Origin of the sequence: Methylomonas sp. LWB (assembly GCF_001856095.1) — a bacterium.
Classification (GTDB): domain Bacteria; phylum Pseudomonadota; class Gammaproteobacteria; order Methylococcales; family Methylomonadaceae; genus Methylomonas; species Methylomonas koyamae_A.
The window spans coordinates 154,465-171,591 of sequence record NZ_MKMC01000056.1; the positions used below are offsets into that span (position 1 = coordinate 154,465).

Sequence of the window (17,127 nt, forward strand, 5' to 3'; positions counted from 1 at the left end):
TCGCCTGCCCGATAGGCTTTTGCCGCGACTTCGCCCAGCCAACCGCTTGTCTCAAGACGTCAATTGGTCTCTCCGCATCGGCGATGGAACGCTGATGCAAAAGTCATTTTTGCCAGCGAGCTTGACCTGATACATCGCTTTGTCGGCATGATCGATCAACTGGGCAATCGACAAATGGGCGTGCTCCGGTCCACTGGCGCAGATGCCTATGCTAACGCCGATATTCGCGTTTCGGCCCCGATTCAACGGGATGTCTTGCAGCAGTAAGCGGATTGTTTTTTGTGCTATCCGGCTTAAGTCGGCTTGGTTGATCGCCGGTTTGCAGATTAAAGCGGCCAGAAATTCGTCTCCGCCCAGCCTAACCAGAATATCGTTTGCCCGAAAACAAGCCAATAAGCGCTCGGCTACCGCTATCAAAACGGTATCGCCGGCTTCGTGGCCGTAGTTATCGTTGATCGGTTTGAAATTATCCAAGTCCATCAGGAAAATCGCGAAGCCGCAGGCTTCTTGCAGGGCCAGATCGCGCATCAGATTGAGGCGGGTTTCCAGGCCATTGCGATTGAACAGCTTGGTCAATGGGTCGCGTTCCGCTTTAAAACGCGTTTGCAGTTCTTCAATCTTTCGCTCCGTAATATCAATTACGATCATTTGCACGAAAGCGCTGCCTTGGAATTCCGACGTTTCGTTCACCCTGGCTTTTGAAAACAGGCATTGAGCCCAACGCGGCCCATCTAGGTCGTCTGTAGTCGCTAATTCGAATTCGCCGTTCGTCAACTCGCCGGCGGTTAGCGTGTCGAATACGATACGGTTAATCTGGCGGGCATCCTTAAAAAATTGCTCTACGCGGGCTGGGCCTTCGGGCGCCGGGTCCAGACGCAATACCTCACGGCAAACCGGGTTGTGCAAAATGACATCGCCGTGTTCGTTCAGCACGCAAATACCCACGCTGGCATTCTCGAACAGCAGTCGAAAACGTTGTTCAAGCTTTTCGAGCTGCTCGCGCAACTCACGTTCGGAATGAATACGAAAATGCGAAATATCCAACAGGAAATTGATGTCGGCGATCAAGTGGCCAATTTCGTCCTTTCGGTGGCTAAGCGGACAGTGCAAGCGTTTCGTGCCGCTTGGGTCGATACGGTTCAGTGTGGATGCCACCGTTTTGATGGTGCGCACGAAGATTTGCTGGATAGCCAGCATGATGATCAGCGCCACGATCAACGTGTACGACGACAGGAGTAGCGCCTGATTTCGAGCGATCAGCTTGGCATTGCGCTCGATAACGTCGTGTTTGGGGAAAATTTGCAGCACACCGACTTTCTCGCCCGGACTGAATGGAGAATCCAGGTCGAGCGCTAACGGCGCTTCGCCGAGAGCATCATTCAGCGGTTTATGGTCATTGGTCGAACGCCAACCGCTTTGACTTTTCAGCAAGACGCCGGCTACGACTTCGTTATTCATTAAACCGCCGATAACGTCGTCCGCAATCTCTTGGTTATCCAGGTAAGCCGCGATCTGCGCGCTTTTTTCGACGGTTTTGGCTAATTCCATGATTCTGGCGTAAGCCTTATTGCGCTCTTGCCGCAACGTATCGGTATAGGACACCGCCGAGCCGACCCCCGCGACCAACAGCGCAAAAAAACTGATGACCAGCGTAATCCGTACCGAAAGTTTCTTAAAGGTGATCATGAGTTAGGCGAGTGAGTCGTCAGTCGGCCGGTTTTAGACGATATACGACTTTGCAACAGCCGTCATAGTCCCGGTCGTCGACATAACCGATGGCATCGGCGTTTTCCTTGACCGCCGACAACACCGCGGCCGGACTGGGCAGCATTTTCGGCGGCGTGGCGTTGCCGGTGAACAGTAATCTAGCCCAATAGGCATTGACTTGCGGCACGGATTTGCCGACCAATTGTTGATAAAAATGCGCGCGGGTCGGGGAGTCCTGCGCCAGATCGATCGTAAACACGGCTTTGCCGCTGTGGAAATTCTGCTGGCGTCCCATGAAGAAGTCGATCACTTGGTTGCGGCTAAACTCCATGGCCTGATTGGTTTGATTGACCACCACCAAAACCTCCTCGCCGCAACATGCGGGTTGCCCGTGCAGCGTCGCCAACGGAATCAGAAAAATATAGGGACTCAAGAAACGGCGCTTGCCGGCCGGCAGCGCTTCCGAAGGGCTGACCCGCCTTGCATCGCTACGATTGGTGCCTCGGAAACGTCTCATGTTCAAACGGCCCGCCATCATTAAAAAGACCAATTCATGCTGAGCGAAAACAAATCGACATCTAAATCCGGCGTCGAAATCTCACGGCTGCCGTTCAGCCAAAGACTGGAAGAGTTAGCGGCGACATGACTGTGGTCCCATTGAATCTTTGCGGCCAAATTGGGCGCGAAATCCCAGCGGGCACCCAAACTGATGGTCTCCTGATTGATCCTATACTCTTGCATGGCTACCGATGTGGCGGCATACAGTTGGTCTTGCAACGGACCCGAGATTTCCGGCGGTACGACCGCTTTTGACTCGCCGCTCGGTCTGGCGATGCTGAACAAGACATAGGGTGTAACGTCGCCGATATGTCGGCCAATACTGAAGTAACCGCTGAATTGGCTTTGTATTTCGGGCACGCCGGAATCGAGATAACCAAACTCGCTTTGAATGCTCCATTCGTTGGCGTTATAGGCGGCGCCTATTGAGTAAAAACCAATGCCTTTACCAACCTTGTTGAGTTGCGCGGCGTAATCGGCCGCATTGCTCCAGACTGTTCTCAGTCCTGGGGAGCTGAGCCCTTGGAGCAGCTGCGAGATTCCGACGAAGTTTTTATCGAAAATGGTATAGGTGGCGCCGAGGGACAACTGCCAGTCCTCATCTTCGTAACTGAATTTGCCACCGAATATCGGCGAAAGCGCCAAGGTGTTTTTTGAAACGGTATCGAGCTGAAAGATCGGAAACGAATGCGAGTAACTACCGGCAAACGCTTTCGCTTGAAAAAAACCCTGCGCGAGCGGTACGCGCCAAGCCAGGTCCACGCCGTCAAAGTTTTGGTTAATCAAGGAGCCGTAAAATTCCGTGGGCGGCCTTTCCCACAAATAGGCGTAACCGACATTGCGGTAATCGGATAGCAGATAAACATCCAGCCCCAGGCGTCCCGCGCGCACAGTGAAGTTGCGGCTGGGTTGCCAGCGCAGCAAGCCCCAAAATAAGTTTTCGTTCAATGAGTTGTACGATCTGTCCTTAATCAGGAACTGCACCATTGCATCCCATTCGTCGGTAAATTTGGCGCTGGCCTGAATACCGAGTTGGGTGCTCGATCTCCACGACCAATGACCGTCGAAGGTGTTCGGTTGATCGGTCGATGTTTGTAAATACAGGATGTCGCTGCTGTCGTAAACAACGCCTAAGGTACCAAAACTGCTCAGGCGAAATTTTCCATCCTCCGTGGAAAAAAAGTCCGCACGAACGGTTCGCACGCTCAATAGAACCGGCAGACTACACACAAACAATGAAATTATCCGCTTCACGACGCACTCCGAATGCCTAGGGCAATGGCGTTAAGTTAACAAAATCAAATCATGTCGCATTTCATAAGTTATTGAAAAATATTTGAATCAAACATTATAGAGACAGCAGTACCAGTACCGATACTGTCGAAAACCGATGAATCACTGGATTGGCGCCTTGAGATTACGAAGCCTACCGTCAAATCGACTCTTACGTCATACATTGTCAACGTCCGCACGGTATTCAAAGCATTGGGAAGGCGATTTCAGCACAACCGAGTCGTTTGCACACTCAACAAGTGTAGACGTTGCGCGTTGATGATGGAATGAAACCGGATAGGTAGCTTATTGTTGTATGGCGTCTTCGATGAATAGGCCCAAAACAACCTCTCGACCTGTCTTGCTTCAACGCATTGGGTCGCGATCAAGAGCGCCGGCTTTGCGAGCAGGTTCTATCGCTCAAGGCTTCCGGAATTCGGATTGGCGTGACCTGCCTAACTCAGCTTCTTGTATTTTTCCGGACTATCTTTAACCGAATATAATCGATAAAGTGGCGCCGGTTCTACACGAGCGTCAGGCCGACCGGGCATGCAATCACCTCTTGGAAGTAGCAAAGCAGATGAAAAATTATCCTGAAGTAAAGATTCCTTCCCTGGATGCCTGGGCCAAGGCGGCCGCGAAATCCGCGCCGGGCGGCGCGGTCGAGAACCTGACCTGGACGACGCCGGAGGGGCTGTCCGTCAAGCCGCTCTACACCAAGGCCGACACCGAAAACCTGCCGTTCGCCGATACCCTGCCGGGATTCGAACCGTTTTTGCGCGGCCCGCAAGCGACGATGTATGCGGCGCGGCCCTGGACCATCCGCCAATACGCCGGCTTTTCGACCGCCGAGGAATCCAACGCCTTTTACTGTAAGGCCTTGGCGGCCGGCGGCCAGGGCATCTCGGTGGCCTTCGACCTGGCCACCCATCGCGGTTACGACTCCGACCATCCGCGGGTGACCGGCGATGTCGGCAAGGCCGGCGTGGCAATCGATTCGGTCGAAGACATGAAAATTCTGTTCGACGGCATTCCGCTGGACAAAGTCTCGGTGTCGATGACGATGAACGGTGCGGTGTTGCCGGTGCTGGCCGGCTACGTGGTCGCCGCCGAGGAGCAGGGCGTGTCGATGGCACAATTGTCAGGGACCATCCAGAACGACATCCTCAAGGAGTTCATGGTCCGCAATACCTATATCTACCCGCCGACGCCGTCGATGAAGATTATCGCCGACATCATCGCCTACACGGCCAAGCACATGCCCAAGTTCAACTCGATCTCGATCTCGGGGTACCACATGCAGGAGGCTGGCGCGACCCAGGCCTTGGAACTGGCGTTTACCTTGGCCGACGGCCTTGAGTATGTAAAAACCGCGATTGCCTCGGGCATGGACGTGGACGATTTCGCCGGCCGGCTAAGTTTCTTTTTCGCGATCGGCATGAACTTCTACCTTGAGGTCGCCAAGCTGCGCGCGGCGCGTTTGTTGTGGTGGCGGATCATGAAGGCGTTTGAACCCAAGAATCCCAAATCAATGATGCTGCGTACCCATAGCCAAACCTCGGGCTGGTCGCTGGCCGAGCAGGACCCTTACAACAATGTGGTACGAACCACGATAGAGGCGATGGCGGCGGTATTCGGCGGCACCCAGTCGCTGCATACCAACGCGCTCGACGAGGCCATCGCCCTGCCCACCGAATTCTCGGCGCGGATCGCCCGCAACACTCAGTTGATCATCCAGGAAGAGACCCACATCACCAAGGTTATCGATCCCTGGGCAGGCTCGTACATGATGGAATCGCTGACCCAGGACATTGCAGACAAGGCTTGGGCCATCATCGAAGAAGTTCAGGCGATGGGCGGCATGACCAAGGCGGTCGAGACGGGCTGGGCTAAGCTGCAAATCGAAAAATGCGCCACCCAAAAGCAAGCCAATATCGATTCGGGTCGAGACGTGATTGTCGGCGTTAACAAATACAAACTACCTCAGCAAGACGCCATCGATATTCTGAACGTCGATAACCACGCGGTCCGCGACGCGCAGGTGGCGCGTCTGGCCGAGATTCGCGCCAGCCGCGACGCCGGAGCGGTTCAGGTGGCGCTGGCCGCTTTGAGCGACTGCGCGAAAAGTGGCGACGGTAATCTGCTCGACCTGGCCATCAAGGCTATTCGCCTGCGCGCCACGGTCGGCGAAATCTCCGAAGCGCTCGAACAGGTCTGGGGCCGCCATCGCGCCAGCAATCAGGTCGTGACCGGCGTGTACGGCGCGGCCTTCGAGGCCGATCAGGAGTGGACGCAACTTAAGGAACAGGTCAACCACTTTGCGGCCGCCGAAGGTCGCCGGCCGCGCATCATGATCGCCAAATTAGGCCAGGACGGTCACGACCGCGGCGCTAAGGTCGTCGCGACCGCCTTCGCCGATCTGGGCTTCGACGTCGATATCGCGCCGCTGTTTCAGACGCCGGAAGAAGTCGCCCGCCAAGCCATCGAAAACGACGTGCACGCGATCGGCGTATCGACGCTGGCGGCCGGCCATAAAACGTTGGTGCCGGCGCTGATCGACATTTTGGCCGGGCAGGGCGCCGGCGATATCATCGTCTTCGTCGGCGGCGTGATTCCAGCCCAGGACTACGAGTTTTTGTTCGCCGCCGGCGCCAAGGGCGTGTTCGGACCCGGCACGCCGATTCCGCAATGCGCACGGGATGTGTTAAACGCCATCCAAGCGGCGCAAGCGCCGACGGCATCCTGATCCGGGGCCAACAGCATGCCGGTTCTACCGAATTTCCAACTCAACCGCGAAGACCAAGCGCTGGTCGGTGCCGTGCTCGCCGGTCAGCGTCGCGCCTTGGCCAAGACGATTACCCTGATCGAGTCGACCCGTAGCGACCATCGCCAGCGGGCAGGGACCCTGTTGCATGCCCTGCTGCCTAACAGCGGCAACTCGATTCGGCTCGGCATTTCCGGCACGCCGGGCGTCGGTAAATCCACGTTTATCGAGGCACTCGGCTTGCACCTGATCGAACAGGGTCATCGGGTGGCGGTGCTGGCGGTCGATCCGTCATCCTCGCGCTCCGGCGGTTCCATTCTCGGCGACAAAACCCGGATGGAATTATTATCGGCACGCGACGAAGCCTTCATTCGCCCATCGCCTTCATCCGGGTCGCTGGGCGGCGTCGCCGCTTCGACGCGAGAAGCCATGCTGGTTTGCGAAGCGGCGGGCTTCGATGTGATCATCGTCGAAACCGTTGGTGTTGGTCAGAGCGAGACAGCGGTCGCCGGCATGACCGATGCGTTCTGCCTATTACAGCAACCTAACGCGGGCGACGATCTGCAGGCGATGAAAAAAGGTATCGTCGAACTGGCCGACATTTTCGTCGTCAACAAGGCCGATCTCGATCCCGTGGCGGCCGACCTGACCGCAGGCCAAATCACGGGGGCGCTGACACTGCTGCGGCCAAGCGCCGCGCGCTGGCAGCCGCCGGTACTGAAAGTCAGTGCGGCTTTGGGTGAAGGTATCGGCAATTTCTGGCAACAACTCGGCCTCTTTCGCCAGACCGTCGGCGAAACCGGCGAATTGGCCGCTAAACGCAGGCATCAGTCGTTATCCTGGATGTGGGCGCTGATCGAGTCCGGCCTCCAGGAACGCTTTCGAGAAAACCCCGGCGTCCGGGCCGCGATGCCGGATTTAAGCGCCGCCGTCGAAAACGGCAGCGTATCGCCTACGCTGGCAGCGCACCGTTTGCTCGAACTGATGGGCGATACTACCGGGATTTAGCCCGAACGCTGGGCGACAATAAAGCAAAAGGGGCATGCCGGTTAGCCGATAGCAGGCATTAAAATAGCGCACATACTACCTGCCCAAGGTTTGCATCATACGACTGGCCGCATTTTCGGCTCGAGGTGTGCTGAGCAGATGAACATCGTTAGTCATCAACGCCCAGGCAGAAATATCGACCTCAGTTTTTCGACGCCAATTGGTGCATCCTTACGCTGCGGGAACTGCGAATAAATCTGCGGTAACTTAGTTGGATGGCTTGCCGTCGGTTAGCGGGTGCAAGGAGGATTTCTCGGTGTTACCGGCTTCGGTTGTTTGGGAGTCAAGGTTGTTTTGAAGCGCGCGCCGCGCCCGAAAGGCGCCCGGCGGCTCTTGGAATTGCTGACGGAATTGGCGATAAAAGTAAGACAGATCGTTAAACCCGGATTGGAAGGCGATCGCCGCGATATCAAGGTGGCGGAACTTGGGGTCGGCCAGCAGCCGGCATGCCCGGGCAATTCTGAGTCGATTAAGAATCTGAGTAACACTTTCTCCGGTTTCATTCAGCAGATCGAACAAATATCTCCGGGATATTCTCAATTCGCCGGCGATTTGCGCCGCACTGAGCCCTGGCTCACTAAAGTGCTTTTCCAGATATCGAATGACGGCCGCTTGCCGGGCCGCCCGCACCCCTCCGGAATGGGACTCCTTAACCACCTCGTCGTTGCAAAGAAAAGCGATGAGATCGACAATATGATCCCCCACTAGTTCGCCTAGGCTAGGATCTTGAGCGACGCCCCCCCGGTCTAGCATTTGCAGGTAATTTCTTAACAACTCTATGCCCTCCGAGTTGCAAAGAGGGGTCATAACCAGGCGTTCGGCTTTCGGTACCCGTTTGGTCAATTCTAATCTGGAAATGCGCAAGCTCAAGAGTTCCTGGTATCCCTCGGGCGAGTCTGGTCCGAACCCGCCGTCGAGAACTTTGGTCGAATCAACTAAGCCGGCGGTGCTTCGATTGATCAACAGTCGCCGCTGTCCTTGCATAACCTCCCAGATACCGGCTACGCATACCGATAGGCCTAGGTAATCGTCTAACCCGTCTCCGGTAATGAGTTCACGAGTACGGCGAAAACGCACCGCGGTACTAGTATGCGCCGCCAAGTTCACGTGGCCGAAGGAATGAAACCGTGTTTGGTTGAAAAAAGGCCGCGAATCGGCGTGTTCGACATCGAATCCAGCAATTTTTCTGGCAAACATCTCGCGCCAAATGTCGACTCGGTCTTTATCCGGGAAATCAGTGCTGGAAAAGATGAATGCAGCGTTAGTCATAGGCCCAAATTCATTTTACTTTTTGATGGATGCGATCGATGGCCTGAAACCAACATCGAACGCCAGGGAAATAAAGAGGTCGGAGAAAAATAAAATATCATCCAGCTACTTGTCCGACTTATCTTTTTGCCCATCTACTGGTCGTCCCGATTTTTTTGCCGTTAACAGGCTGTTGAAATTTAAAAAACTGCTCCACTTTTGCCTCCAAAAACGCATTTTCCGCAAAATAAAATTTTGTAAGTCCCTGATTGTTTGTCACAGCTAAATGACTTTTAGCGACAAATTGGAAGATTTTTTCCACCGAGTTTCTTTTTCAACAACCTGTTAGACGCAAGCTAAGTTAGTCCCCGCCAAGCAACATGTCGAGTGAAGAAATACCTTGAGGTCGTCTAGGAGAAACGGGCTCCGCTTCCTGATGGCGACTCAAGCTTCAATTCGTCATGGCGAGCGTATCGGGTCGATTTGAATGAGTGTTTTCGCTGAATGAATTCGAAGCAGTGATCGGTGTCGCGGAGAACGAACCGCGAGTTGGACCGCGTTAAAATTTTTTTAGGGGCATTGAACCTTAGCGTTGCTCCGGGGATATACCTACGAGCGGCACCGGTGCTCCGACCACCCCCTATTCGGTAGCTGCGCCATGCCGCTCGGTTATACGGTCTATATTCCTTGTAAACCGCAATCGCACCCGGAGGGAACTTAGTTTCCCGCCGGGTGCTTCCATCGGATATCAGCAACAGAGGGTAGGTGTATGAGAATCAACACAGCGAAACATTGGGTATTCGTCGCGATCATCGCCGCTGCGCAGCCGGCGCAAGCCGTCGCGGTCAGCGACGCGATCGGCGATTATGTCGCCGGATACAACGGCAGTACGGCGGGCGACTTGGATGTGGTGTCGGCGTCGGTCAGTTACGATCAGGCCACCGCGACTTTCCGTTTGGATAGTACGTTCAATGTCGACATCGGTTCGTCGCCGAGCGGTTTTTATATTTGGGGCTTCAATCGCGGCGGTGGTACCGCGCTTTTCGAATCTAACGGTCTGAAGAATATTTTGTTCGATTCGGTCGTGCGCTTGAACAACGACGGCACCGGCTTGGTAACCTTGATCGCGCCGTCGTTCAGCACGACGAACCTCGCTCCGGGCTCGGTGACGATCACCGGTAATCATATGGTTGCCGAGATTGCATCGGGTCTGTTGCCGTCGACCGGTTTCGCGCCGGAAAGTTTTACCTGGAACCTGTGGCCGCGCGACGGCGCGGTTTCCGCCGGCTTCACCCAGATTTCCGATTTTGCCCCGGACACCTTCAACGTCGGGGTGCAGGTCGTACCCCTGCCAAACGCGGCTTGGTTGTTCGGTTCGATGCTGGGCTTGATGGGGTTGCGCCGCAACCGCCGGGCGTCTGGACGGTAAATTCGCCGGGCTCTTGGCTCTTGCAATCGGGCCGGAACGGCCCGATTGCAAGGCTTTGCTAGCTGTCGTCCTGAATGATCGAAATCAACAGTTCGTTGAAGGTATGGATTGGGGAACCGGTTCCCACGGTATCCACGACGGTCGCCAACAGGCGGTTCACCGCGCCGAGCAGCTTTTCCAGGATTTTATGGCCGCCGACCAGTTCGATGCCGTAGAGCATGAACTCCTCGGTGAAATGATTGATGACTTTCAGCTTCAAATGCAGCGGACTGCCGAGCAAACCGTGCGTCAACAAGGCGTTGGTGTCGGCGCGTTGAATCGCGTCTTTCAATGCGTAAAAGTGAGGGTCCAGTTCGCGCCACGCCCGTTTGTAATCGTCGCGGAATTTGGGCAAAAAATACTGGTCCGCGCCGATCAAGTCGCCGAGCAGCTTTTGTAAGGTATCGACGAAGTGGAGTAGATTTTTCCTGTCGTCGTCGCTCACGCCGAATTCGAGTTTTTCCATGCCGTATCCAATGCCAGGGGTTCCGCGCGGCGCGCGCCAAGGCGCTGGCCCGCAAAAGTTCACCGCCCGGCGCGGTTTCGGGCGGTTATTGCTTGGATAATAGCAGAAACCCGCCGGCGCGGCGGTTCGCGCTGTGCGACGCCGACGATTTACCGTTAACAGATTTCGCTGACGATCGGCATTTGCGTTCTCGGCCCCGGATGCCGGACCGAACCGCCGTCGCCGCTACGGGTCAGGGTGTGACTTCGTAGTTGGAATACGGTTGCGACTTCAGTCTGTCTTCCAACACGGTCAGTTTCATCACCGGCTCGGCCAGTTCGTAGCAAGTCTCGACGCTGTCCTTCAACATCGCATAGCCTTCCGGATCGGCGATCGGTCGCTGCGATTGCCAGGCCTCGCGCCAAGCCGCTTCGTCCGGCCATTGCGCGTAGGCTACCCAACTGCCGTCGGCATCGCGGTGCAACCGCGATCCGAGACTGCCGTACATTTGATAGACGGCGTCGGTCACCTTCAGCCAGCCCTCGCGAAATTTCGCTTCGTATCCCGGTTTCACCCGCCAACGATATACGGCAACAAACATGGCTATTCTCCTATCCAGTGTGTACGCGCCGGCCCGAGGCCGGCCTTCTATAATGTGTTACCAAGCTTCCAGCACCACCACTTTCCATTCCCGGTTTGCCACCGGATTTAGACTGACCCAAGAGGCGATGCGCCGGCCGCTATACGCCGCCGAATTTTCATAATACCCCACCCCGCCCCGTTGCCCGGCAATTTCTTCGGCCAATTGGCGCAGCTCTGGGAGTTGGGCATACCGTTCCTCCCGAAACAGATTTAGCCCGATTTCGTTTGTCTCGGTATCGAACAAAATCAACCCGTCATCCTGGATGATCCAAATGGTTCGGCGGCTGTCTTGCAACTCCGCGTGCAGTAAGCCGCCTAGAAATTCGGCGGCCTTGATACGACCGGAGACGAAGCCGATCGTCGCATTGCCGGCTTTGACCGGCGCGACCAGCGTGACAGCCTGATAACCTTCCGGTGCCGCATGCACCTGGCTCAGCACCGGCTCGCCGCTTTGCAAGGCCATTCGGTTATGTTCCAGCTGAGAAGTGTCGGCGCCGATCGCGTGCCGGTAGCGGGCCGGCGCCACGGCCAGGAGGGTGCCGGGCGCCCGGGTGGTGGCGGCACTTTCCAGACGCGGTAGCTCCGTGGTCAGTTTTTCCAAGCGCGGCGTGGCGCCAACCAGGTCGGCAGCGGTCCGAAATTGAGTCGCGGCCTGAACTAAGCCGTTCAGCAAATTTGCGAATTCGCCGCCGATACGATAGGCAATCCGGCTGGCGACGGTTAGATTGGTGTTGGAAATGCGGGTTACGTCGGCCAGCGCCTGCTCGGCGCGTTGAAACTGTTGCTTGGCCTGTTCGCCCTCGGCGACCGCCAGTTTGTGGGCTTGCTTGGCTTCGATACCGAATCTCAATGCCAAGCCGGCGCCGATCACGATAGACGCCATGACCGCAGCTGTTGCCAGCAACAACACCTTGTTACGGGCAATAAAACGCTTCAGCAGTTCGGCGCGGGTATAGGCGTAGGCATTGACGAGACGCCCGTCGCGAAATGCCCGCAATTCGTCGGCGAACGCGCCGGCATCCTTGAATCGCTTGGCCTTGTCCTTGGCCAACGCGTGATCGCAGATCGCCACCAGTTCGACCGGAGCCGCCAAATTCGGATTCCGCGCGGTCGGCATGGCCTGGTCGGAAGCCAACTCGGCTAGAATCCGGTCCATGCCGCCTTGTAGAGGAGGCCGGCCGTTCAGCAAATAAAATAGCATGCAGCCCAGAGCGAACACGTCGGTGCGGGCATCGATACCGCCGAAACGCGGGTCGGCTTGCTCCGGCGCCATGTAAGCCGGTGTGCCCAAGATGTCGCCGAGCCGGGTCAGGTCTTCGTCGTCATCAGCGTTCGAGCGGCCGGCGCGCGGTAACGGCGCCGCCGCCGACTCCGTCTCGCTTTCGACCTTGGCCAAACCCCAGTCCAGCACGATGGTTTCGCCGAATTGGCCCAACACCACGTTACCGGGCTTTAGATCGCGATGCACGACGCCTTTGGAATGCGCGTAAGCCATCGCCTCGCAAACATCGATTAGCCGGTCGAGCAGGGCCAAACGCTTGGACAGCGCATGTTCGGGCAACGGATCGGCGTTGCACTCCTTCAGCGCCTGGGCCAAGGTGTCGCCGCGTACCAGTCGCATGACGTAGTAAGGCGCGCCGCTGGGCTTAACACCCAAGTCGTAGACCGGCACGATGCCGGGATGCTCCAGCCGGCCGGTGATGCGTGCCTCGCGCAGAAAGCGGGTGCTGAGTTCGCGGTCTTCGTTGGCGGCCTGGTCCAGCATTTCCTTGATCGCGACTTCCCGGCCGATACGCTCGTCGAAACCGAGCAGCACCTGGCCGACGCCGCCGGCACCGACCGCACCGCGCAACGAATAGCCGCCGCCGTAAGCCTCGTCGTTCGCGCGAGTGTCGGGCAACGGACGCGGGTAAGGCCGCGGTTTCAGCACCGTAAAATCGTCTTGCCGGAGAAGGCGGGTCAGGTCGTCGTCGGGCGTCATCGGCTAACCGTGGGAACAAACAGTTGCGCCAAGTATAGGTCGCTATTTGCGGCGGGGCCGGTCGCGCGCGGATTAGGTCGGCGGCGGCTTGCGGTCGGCGTGGCCCAGATCGCGCTCCGGGGCGATTTGATCGCGGACGCGTTGCTTAAGCTCGGTGATGTCCGGGAAGCGACCCTCGGCCTTGCGCGACCAGACCAGTACGCCGTCGGCATAGACCTCGAAAATGCCGCCGGTGCCGGGCTGCAAGGCCAGTTCGGTTAGGTCGCCGTCGAAAGTGCTCAGCAGTTCCTGCGCCATCCAGGCCGCGCGCAGCAGCCAACGGCATTGGGTGCAGTAACGGATTTCGACGCGGTGGCCCATCGCGGCTTACAACGCGTCGCGCAGCCGTTGGTAGATGCCGCCGAAACTGCCGTTGCTCATCAACAAGACGTGGCAAACGCCGCCGGCTTCGGCGCGGATGGTTTCGACGATGGCATCCAGGCTGTTGCAAATCTCGATGTTGTTGGCGTATTTCAGCAATTGGCTCAAGTCCCATCCCAATCCGTCCGGCTGAAAGATGATGGCCTGGTCAGCCTGGCTTAGCGATTCGGCCAGCGACTGGGTATGTACGCCCAGGCGCATCGTATTGGAGCGGGGTTCGACGATGGCGAGGATTTTTTCGTTGCCGACCTGTTTGCGCAGGCCGTCCAGCGTGGTTTGAATCGCGGTCGGGTGGTGGGCGAAATCGTCGTAGACGGTGATGCCGGCTTTCTTGACAATGACTTCCATCCGCCGCTTGACGTTCTGGAATTGGGCCAACGCGGCAATCGCGTCGGCCGGCAGCACGCCGACGTGACGGGCGGCGGCGATGGCCGACAAGGCGTTGTAGACGTTGTGTCGGCCGGTCAGCGGCCATTCGACGACGCCTTGGGCTTGGCCTTCGAAATGCACCGCGAAGCGGCTGCCGTCTTTGCTTAGCAATTCGGCTTGCCACGGCGCCGGGGCGTCGATGGCGGTCAGTTGCACCGGCGTCCAGCAGCCCATTGCAAGTACTTCGGCGACATGCTGCTCGCAGTCCGGCGCGATGATCAAACCCTGGCCGGGGATGGTTCTGACCAGATGGTGGAATTGCTTTTTGATCGCGTCCAGATTTTCGAAGATGTCGGCGTGGTCGTATTCCAGGTTGTTCAGAATCGCGGTGCGCGGCCGGTAGTGGACGAACTTGGAGCGTTTATCAAAGAACGCGCAATCGTATTCGTCGGCTTCGATGACAAAGAAATCCGACTTGCCCAGCCGTGCCGAGATGCCGAAGTTCAACGGGATGCCGCCGATCAAAAAGCCGGGCTTGAAGCCGTTGAATTCCAGGATCCAGCTCAACATGCTGGTGGTGGTGGTTTTGCCGTGGGTTCCGGCCACCGCCAACACCCATTTGTGTTGCAGCACGTGTTCGGCCAGCCATTGCGGGCCGGAGATATAGGGCAGGCCCAGATTCAACACGGCTTCCACCTCGGGGTTGCCGCGCGACATCGCGTTGCCGATGACGACCAGATCCGGTTTGACGTCCAGATTTTCGGCCTTATAGCCGTTCATCAAGCGAATGCCTTGTTGTTCGAGCTGGGTGCTCATCGGCGGATAGACGTTTTGGTCCGAGCCGCTGACGCTGTAGCCGAGTTCGCGGGCGATCAGGGCCAGACCGCCCATGAAAGTGCCGCAGATGCCGAGGATGTGGATATGCAAAGGTTTATCGTTGGTCATGTTGCTGGTTTATTTGCCTGCTTCCTTGGGGGCCTCGCCTTCGGGCTTAGCTTCGCCTTCGGGCTTGGCTTCGGTTTCGGATTTGGTTTCTGTGCCTTTGGCGCCTGCCGCTTCCAGCAACTTAACGATGGTCTCGCGGCCCGTCTTCTTGGCTTTGTCGAGGATTTTGACATTCTGGCCGTCGGCGGCATTGACGTTGGCGCCGGCCGCGATCAACACGCCGACCACGTCGGCGCTGCCGAACATCACCGCGTCGCCGAGCGCGGTGGCGCCGGTTTTATCGGCGGCATTCACGTCGGCGCCGTAGGCCAACAGCGCTTTGACCACCCGCAGATTGCCGTTGAAACTGGCCGCCATCAGCGCGGTTCGGTCCTGTTCGATCTTGGCGTTGACATCCTGGCCCTGGGTCAGCAAAGCCTCGACCCGCTCCGGTTTGCCTGCCGCCGCCGCCGCGAACAGTTCCTTGCCGCCCTCGGCGCCGGCCGTAACGGAAATCGTCAGCAGCGCCAGCGCCGCGAATCGGGTCGTGAACATTCGGATTGCTTGCTTGCGTTTGCTTATCAGTTGGGTTGAAATAACCGCCATAACGATTTACATCATCTATCAATGAGCGAAAAAAACAAAGTTTTAGTTGAGGCTCAGCCTTACTACATCGAGGCGCAATCTTCGCCCGAAGACAACCGCTACGTGTTCGCCTATACCGTGACGATTACCAACGTCGGTTCCAGCGCCGCCAAGTTGCTGACCCGGCATTGGCTGATTACCGACGCCAACGGCAAGGTGCAGGAAGTCAACGGCGAAGGCGTGGTCGGCGAACATCCGCATCTGAACCCCGGCGATTCGTTCCGTTACACCAGCGCGGCGATGATCGAAACCCCGGTCGGCGTGATGCAGGGCAAATACCAGATGCAGGCCGACAACGGCGAAAGCTTCAACGCGAACATACCTAAATTTACCTTGTCGATTCCCCGCACTCTGCATTAATGGCGACCTACGCGATAGGCGATATTCAAGGGTGTTACGACGACTTGCGCCGCCTACTGGACCGGGTAGACTTCGATCCGAACAAGGATACGCTGTGGTTGGCCGGCGATCTGGTGAATCGGGGGCCGAAGTCGCTGGAAACCTTGCGCTTCGTCAGGAGTTTGGGCGACGCGGCAATCTGCGTGCTCGGCAACCACGATCTGCATCTGATCGCCACCGTGGTGGCGCTGGGCAAGTCCAGCAAGAAAGACACGCTGGGCGCCATTCTGCGAGCCGCCGACTGCGACGAATTGATAGCTTGGCTGCGCCATCGTAAATTATTCCATTACGACGATGATTATTGCATGCTGCATGCCGGCCTGCCGCCGCAGTGGGATTTCGAACTGACCCGGCAAATGGCGCTGGAAACCGAACAGGCCATGCAAAGTCCGGACTACGAGCGCTTCTTTCGGTCCATGTACGGCAACAAGCCGGCGGTCTGGCAGGACGATCTCAGCCACACCGAGAAACTGCGGTTTGCGATCAATTGTTTCAGCCGACTCCGTTATTGCAGCGCCGACGGCGTGTTGGATTTCACGCAGAAAGGTCCGCTCGGCAGCCAGCCCGAGCATTTGCTCCCGTGGTTCGCGGTGCCCGGCCGGCGCAGTCTGGGCATGCGGATCATCTTCGGCCATTGGTCCACACTGGGGTATTACGAGGGCTATAACTGCTACGGCATCGATACCGGTTGCCTGTGGGGCGGCCAATTGACCGCGCTGGAATTGTCCGACCCGCCGCGCCGCCATCAAGTCGAATGCCAAGCCGCCAGCGATCCGCTGGCCGTTTGAAAACCTGAACTTTAGCGGTGTTTGCTTATCCATTGTGACGCCGCCCTGAAGGTGCGCATTCATTCAACCCTCCGAGAGTACATCCGATGATTAAACCGCTACTGATGCTGGCCGTGCTGATTTTGCCGCTGACCGCGACTGCCTACCCCAGCGAAAACGATTACGGTCAACCGACCGACCACAAGCTCGAGCACTTGAGCAAAATGCTGCAACTGACGCCCGAGCAAAAAACCAAGCTGGAAGCCATTTTCACCGAGCAACACGCCAAATTCCGGGCGATTCATGAAGAGTCGCACGCCCGGATCAAGGAAGTGCTGACCCCGGAACAGATGCAGAAAATGGACGAGATGCGCAAGGAGCATATGGAAAAACGCCAGGAAAAGCGTGGTGCGCTCAAACCCAGCCAACCTTGATCGGTTCGGTTCCGCGCATGATAGGTCAGCCGCATAG

At 57.3% G+C, this 17,127-nt stretch carries 17 protein-coding genes; 6 read left to right on the forward strand and 11 right to left on the reverse strand.

From position 1 onward, the window contains the following. Positions 1-51: 51 nt before the first annotated feature. The 3 genes from BJL95_RS18850 to BJL95_RS18860 are packed head-to-tail and all read right to left on the reverse strand — an operon-like array spanning position 52 to position 3,519. Entirely contained in the window at positions 52-1,686 is a 1,635-nt protein-coding gene (locus tag BJL95_RS18850; protein WP_071160158.1) for a sensor domain-containing diguanylate cyclase, read from the reverse strand. 19 nt (positions 1,687-1,705) lie between these two features. Next, positions 1,706-2,224, reverse strand: a complete 519-nt coding sequence (locus BJL95_RS25540; protein ID WP_217631709.1) for a hypothetical protein — start codon at positions 2,222-2,224, stop codon at positions 1,706-1,708. A gap of 20 nt (positions 2,225-2,244) precedes the next feature. Continuing rightward, positions 2,245-3,519 carry a hypothetical protein gene (locus BJL95_RS18860; protein WP_139306331.1) on the reverse strand — a complete coding sequence of 425 codons (1,275 nt, stop codon included), beginning with the start codon at positions 3,517-3,519 and terminating at the stop codon, positions 2,245-2,247. Positions 3,520-4,117: 598 nt separating this feature from the next. Here BJL95_RS18860 and scpA point away from each other — a divergent pair. Both scpA and meaB read left to right on the forward strand, forming a co-directional pair. Next, positions 4,118-6,283: a methylmalonyl-CoA mutase gene (scpA, locus tag BJL95_RS18865; RefSeq protein ID WP_071160162.1), complete on the forward strand. Its 2,166-nt coding sequence runs from the start codon at positions 4,118-4,120 to the stop codon at positions 6,281-6,283. Positions 6,284-6,298: 15 nt separating this feature from the next. After that, the gene (gene meaB / locus BJL95_RS18870; protein ID WP_071160164.1) at positions 6,299-7,309 is read left to right on the forward strand and encodes a methylmalonyl Co-A mutase-associated GTPase MeaB; all 1,011 of its coding nucleotides are present in this window, start codon (positions 6,299-6,301) and stop codon (positions 7,307-7,309) included. A 246-nt stretch (positions 7,310-7,555) separates the two neighbouring features. Here meaB and BJL95_RS18875 read toward each other — a convergent pair whose 3' ends face one another. Both BJL95_RS18875 and BJL95_RS24855 read right to left on the reverse strand, forming a co-directional pair. After that, positions 7,556-8,617: a helix-turn-helix domain-containing protein gene (locus BJL95_RS18875; RefSeq protein ID WP_071160166.1), complete on the reverse strand. Its 1,062-nt coding sequence runs from the start codon at positions 8,615-8,617 to the stop codon at positions 7,556-7,558. A gap of 118 nt (positions 8,618-8,735) precedes the next feature. Further along, positions 8,736-8,918 (reverse strand): hypothetical protein, encoded by a 183-nt coding sequence (locus BJL95_RS24855; RefSeq protein WP_139306332.1) that lies wholly within the window; start codon positions 8,916-8,918, stop codon positions 8,736-8,738. A gap of 447 nt (positions 8,919-9,365) precedes the next feature. On the opposite strand from BJL95_RS24855, the gene BJL95_RS18880 reads away from it, so the two are divergent. Further along, the gene (locus tag BJL95_RS18880) at positions 9,366-10,025 is read left to right on the forward strand and encodes a hypothetical protein (RefSeq protein WP_071160168.1); all 660 of its coding nucleotides are present in this window, start codon (positions 9,366-9,368) and stop codon (positions 10,023-10,025) included. A gap of 58 nt (positions 10,026-10,083) precedes the next feature. On the opposite strand, the gene BJL95_RS18885 is transcribed toward BJL95_RS18880, so the two are convergent. The 6 genes from BJL95_RS18885 to BJL95_RS18910 all read right to left on the reverse strand — a co-directional run bounded on the left by BJL95_RS18885 (position 10,084) and on the right by BJL95_RS18910 (position 15,400). Next, positions 10,084-10,530 carry a hypothetical protein gene (locus BJL95_RS18885; RefSeq protein WP_071160170.1) on the reverse strand — a complete coding sequence of 149 codons (447 nt, stop codon included), beginning with the start codon at positions 10,528-10,530 and terminating at the stop codon, positions 10,084-10,086. 232 nt (positions 10,531-10,762) lie between these two features. Next, a complete protein-coding gene (locus BJL95_RS18890) occupies positions 10,763-11,110 on the reverse strand; it encodes an antibiotic biosynthesis monooxygenase (RefSeq protein WP_071160172.1) in 348 nt (115 codons plus the stop codon). Positions 11,111-11,167: 57 nt separating this feature from the next. Next, positions 11,168-13,132 (reverse strand): serine/threonine protein kinase, encoded by a 1,965-nt coding sequence (locus BJL95_RS18895; protein ID WP_071160174.1) that lies wholly within the window; start codon positions 13,130-13,132, stop codon positions 11,168-11,170. Between the two features lie 72 nt (positions 13,133-13,204). Then, complete coding sequence (locus BJL95_RS18900) at positions 13,205-13,492, reverse strand: SelT/SelW/SelH family protein (RefSeq protein WP_071160176.1); 288 nt, start codon at positions 13,490-13,492, stop codon at positions 13,205-13,207. 6 nt (positions 13,493-13,498) lie between these two features. After that, positions 13,499-14,848, reverse strand: a complete 1,350-nt coding sequence (mpl, locus tag BJL95_RS18905; protein ID WP_071160337.1) for a UDP-N-acetylmuramate:L-alanyl-gamma-D-glutamyl-meso-diaminopimelate ligase — start codon at positions 14,846-14,848, stop codon at positions 13,499-13,501. A 27-nt stretch (positions 14,849-14,875) separates the two neighbouring features. After that, positions 14,876-15,400 (reverse strand): ankyrin repeat domain-containing protein, encoded by a 525-nt coding sequence (locus tag BJL95_RS18910; protein ID WP_071160339.1) that lies wholly within the window; start codon positions 15,398-15,400, stop codon positions 14,876-14,878. A gap of 72 nt (positions 15,401-15,472) precedes the next feature. Between BJL95_RS18910 and apaG the strand changes: the two genes are divergently transcribed. The 3 genes from apaG to BJL95_RS18925 all read left to right on the forward strand — a co-directional run bounded on the left by apaG (position 15,473) and on the right by BJL95_RS18925 (position 17,090). Beyond that, a complete protein-coding gene (gene apaG / locus BJL95_RS18915; RefSeq protein WP_064026361.1) occupies positions 15,473-15,850 on the forward strand; it encodes a Co2+/Mg2+ efflux protein ApaG in 378 nt (125 codons plus the stop codon). Continuing rightward, positions 15,850-16,677 (forward strand): symmetrical bis(5'-nucleosyl)-tetraphosphatase, encoded by an 828-nt coding sequence (locus BJL95_RS18920; RefSeq protein ID WP_071160178.1) that lies wholly within the window; start codon positions 15,850-15,852, stop codon positions 16,675-16,677. Before apaG ends, BJL95_RS18920 begins: the two co-directional genes overlap by 1 nt. Positions 16,678-16,763: 86 nt before the next feature. Further along, positions 16,764-17,090, forward strand: a complete 327-nt coding sequence (locus BJL95_RS18925) for a Spy/CpxP family protein refolding chaperone (RefSeq protein ID WP_071160180.1) — start codon at positions 16,764-16,766, stop codon at positions 17,088-17,090. Positions 17,091-17,127: the final 37 nt, after the last annotated feature.

Excerpts from the sequence above, each read along its gene's own strand:
- BJL95_RS18850 (WP_071160158.1), bottom strand. The coding sequence starts at position 1,686 with ATGATCACCTTTAAGAAACTTTCGGTACGGATTACGCTGGTCATCAGT.
- BJL95_RS25540 (WP_217631709.1), bottom strand. The coding sequence starts at position 2,224 with ATGAGACGTTTCCGAGGCACCAATCGTAGCGATGCAAGGCGGGTCAGC.
- scpA (WP_071160162.1), top strand. The coding sequence starts at position 4,118 with ATGAAAAATTATCCTGAAGTAAAGATTCCTTCCCTGGATGCCTGGGCC.
- meaB (WP_071160164.1), top strand. The coding sequence starts at position 6,299 with ATGCCGGTTCTACCGAATTTCCAACTCAACCGCGAAGACCAAGCGCTG.
- BJL95_RS18875 (WP_071160166.1), bottom strand. The coding sequence starts at position 8,617 with ATGACTAACGCTGCATTCATCTTTTCCAGCACTGATTTCCCGGATAAA.
- BJL95_RS18880 (WP_071160168.1), top strand. The coding sequence starts at position 9,366 with ATGAGAATCAACACAGCGAAACATTGGGTATTCGTCGCGATCATCGCC.
- BJL95_RS18885 (WP_071160170.1), bottom strand. The coding sequence starts at position 10,530 with ATGGAAAAACTCGAATTCGGCGTGAGCGACGACGACAGGAAAAATCTA.
- BJL95_RS18890 (WP_071160172.1), bottom strand. The coding sequence starts at position 11,110 with ATGTTTGTTGCCGTATATCGTTGGCGGGTGAAACCGGGATACGAAGCG.
- BJL95_RS18895 (WP_071160174.1), bottom strand. The coding sequence starts at position 13,132 with ATGACGCCCGACGACGACCTGACCCGCCTTCTCCGGCAAGACGATTTT.
- BJL95_RS18900 (WP_071160176.1), bottom strand. The coding sequence starts at position 13,492 with ATGGGCCACCGCGTCGAAATCCGTTACTGCACCCAATGCCGTTGGCTG.
- BJL95_RS18910 (WP_071160339.1), bottom strand. The coding sequence starts at position 15,400 with ATGTTCACGACCCGATTCGCGGCGCTGGCGCTGCTGACGATTTCCGTT.
- apaG (WP_064026361.1), top strand. The coding sequence starts at position 15,473 with ATGAGCGAAAAAAACAAAGTTTTAGTTGAGGCTCAGCCTTACTACATC.
- BJL95_RS18920 (WP_071160178.1), top strand. The coding sequence starts at position 15,850 with ATGGCGACCTACGCGATAGGCGATATTCAAGGGTGTTACGACGACTTG.
- BJL95_RS18925 (WP_071160180.1), top strand. The coding sequence starts at position 16,764 with ATGATTAAACCGCTACTGATGCTGGCCGTGCTGATTTTGCCGCTGACC.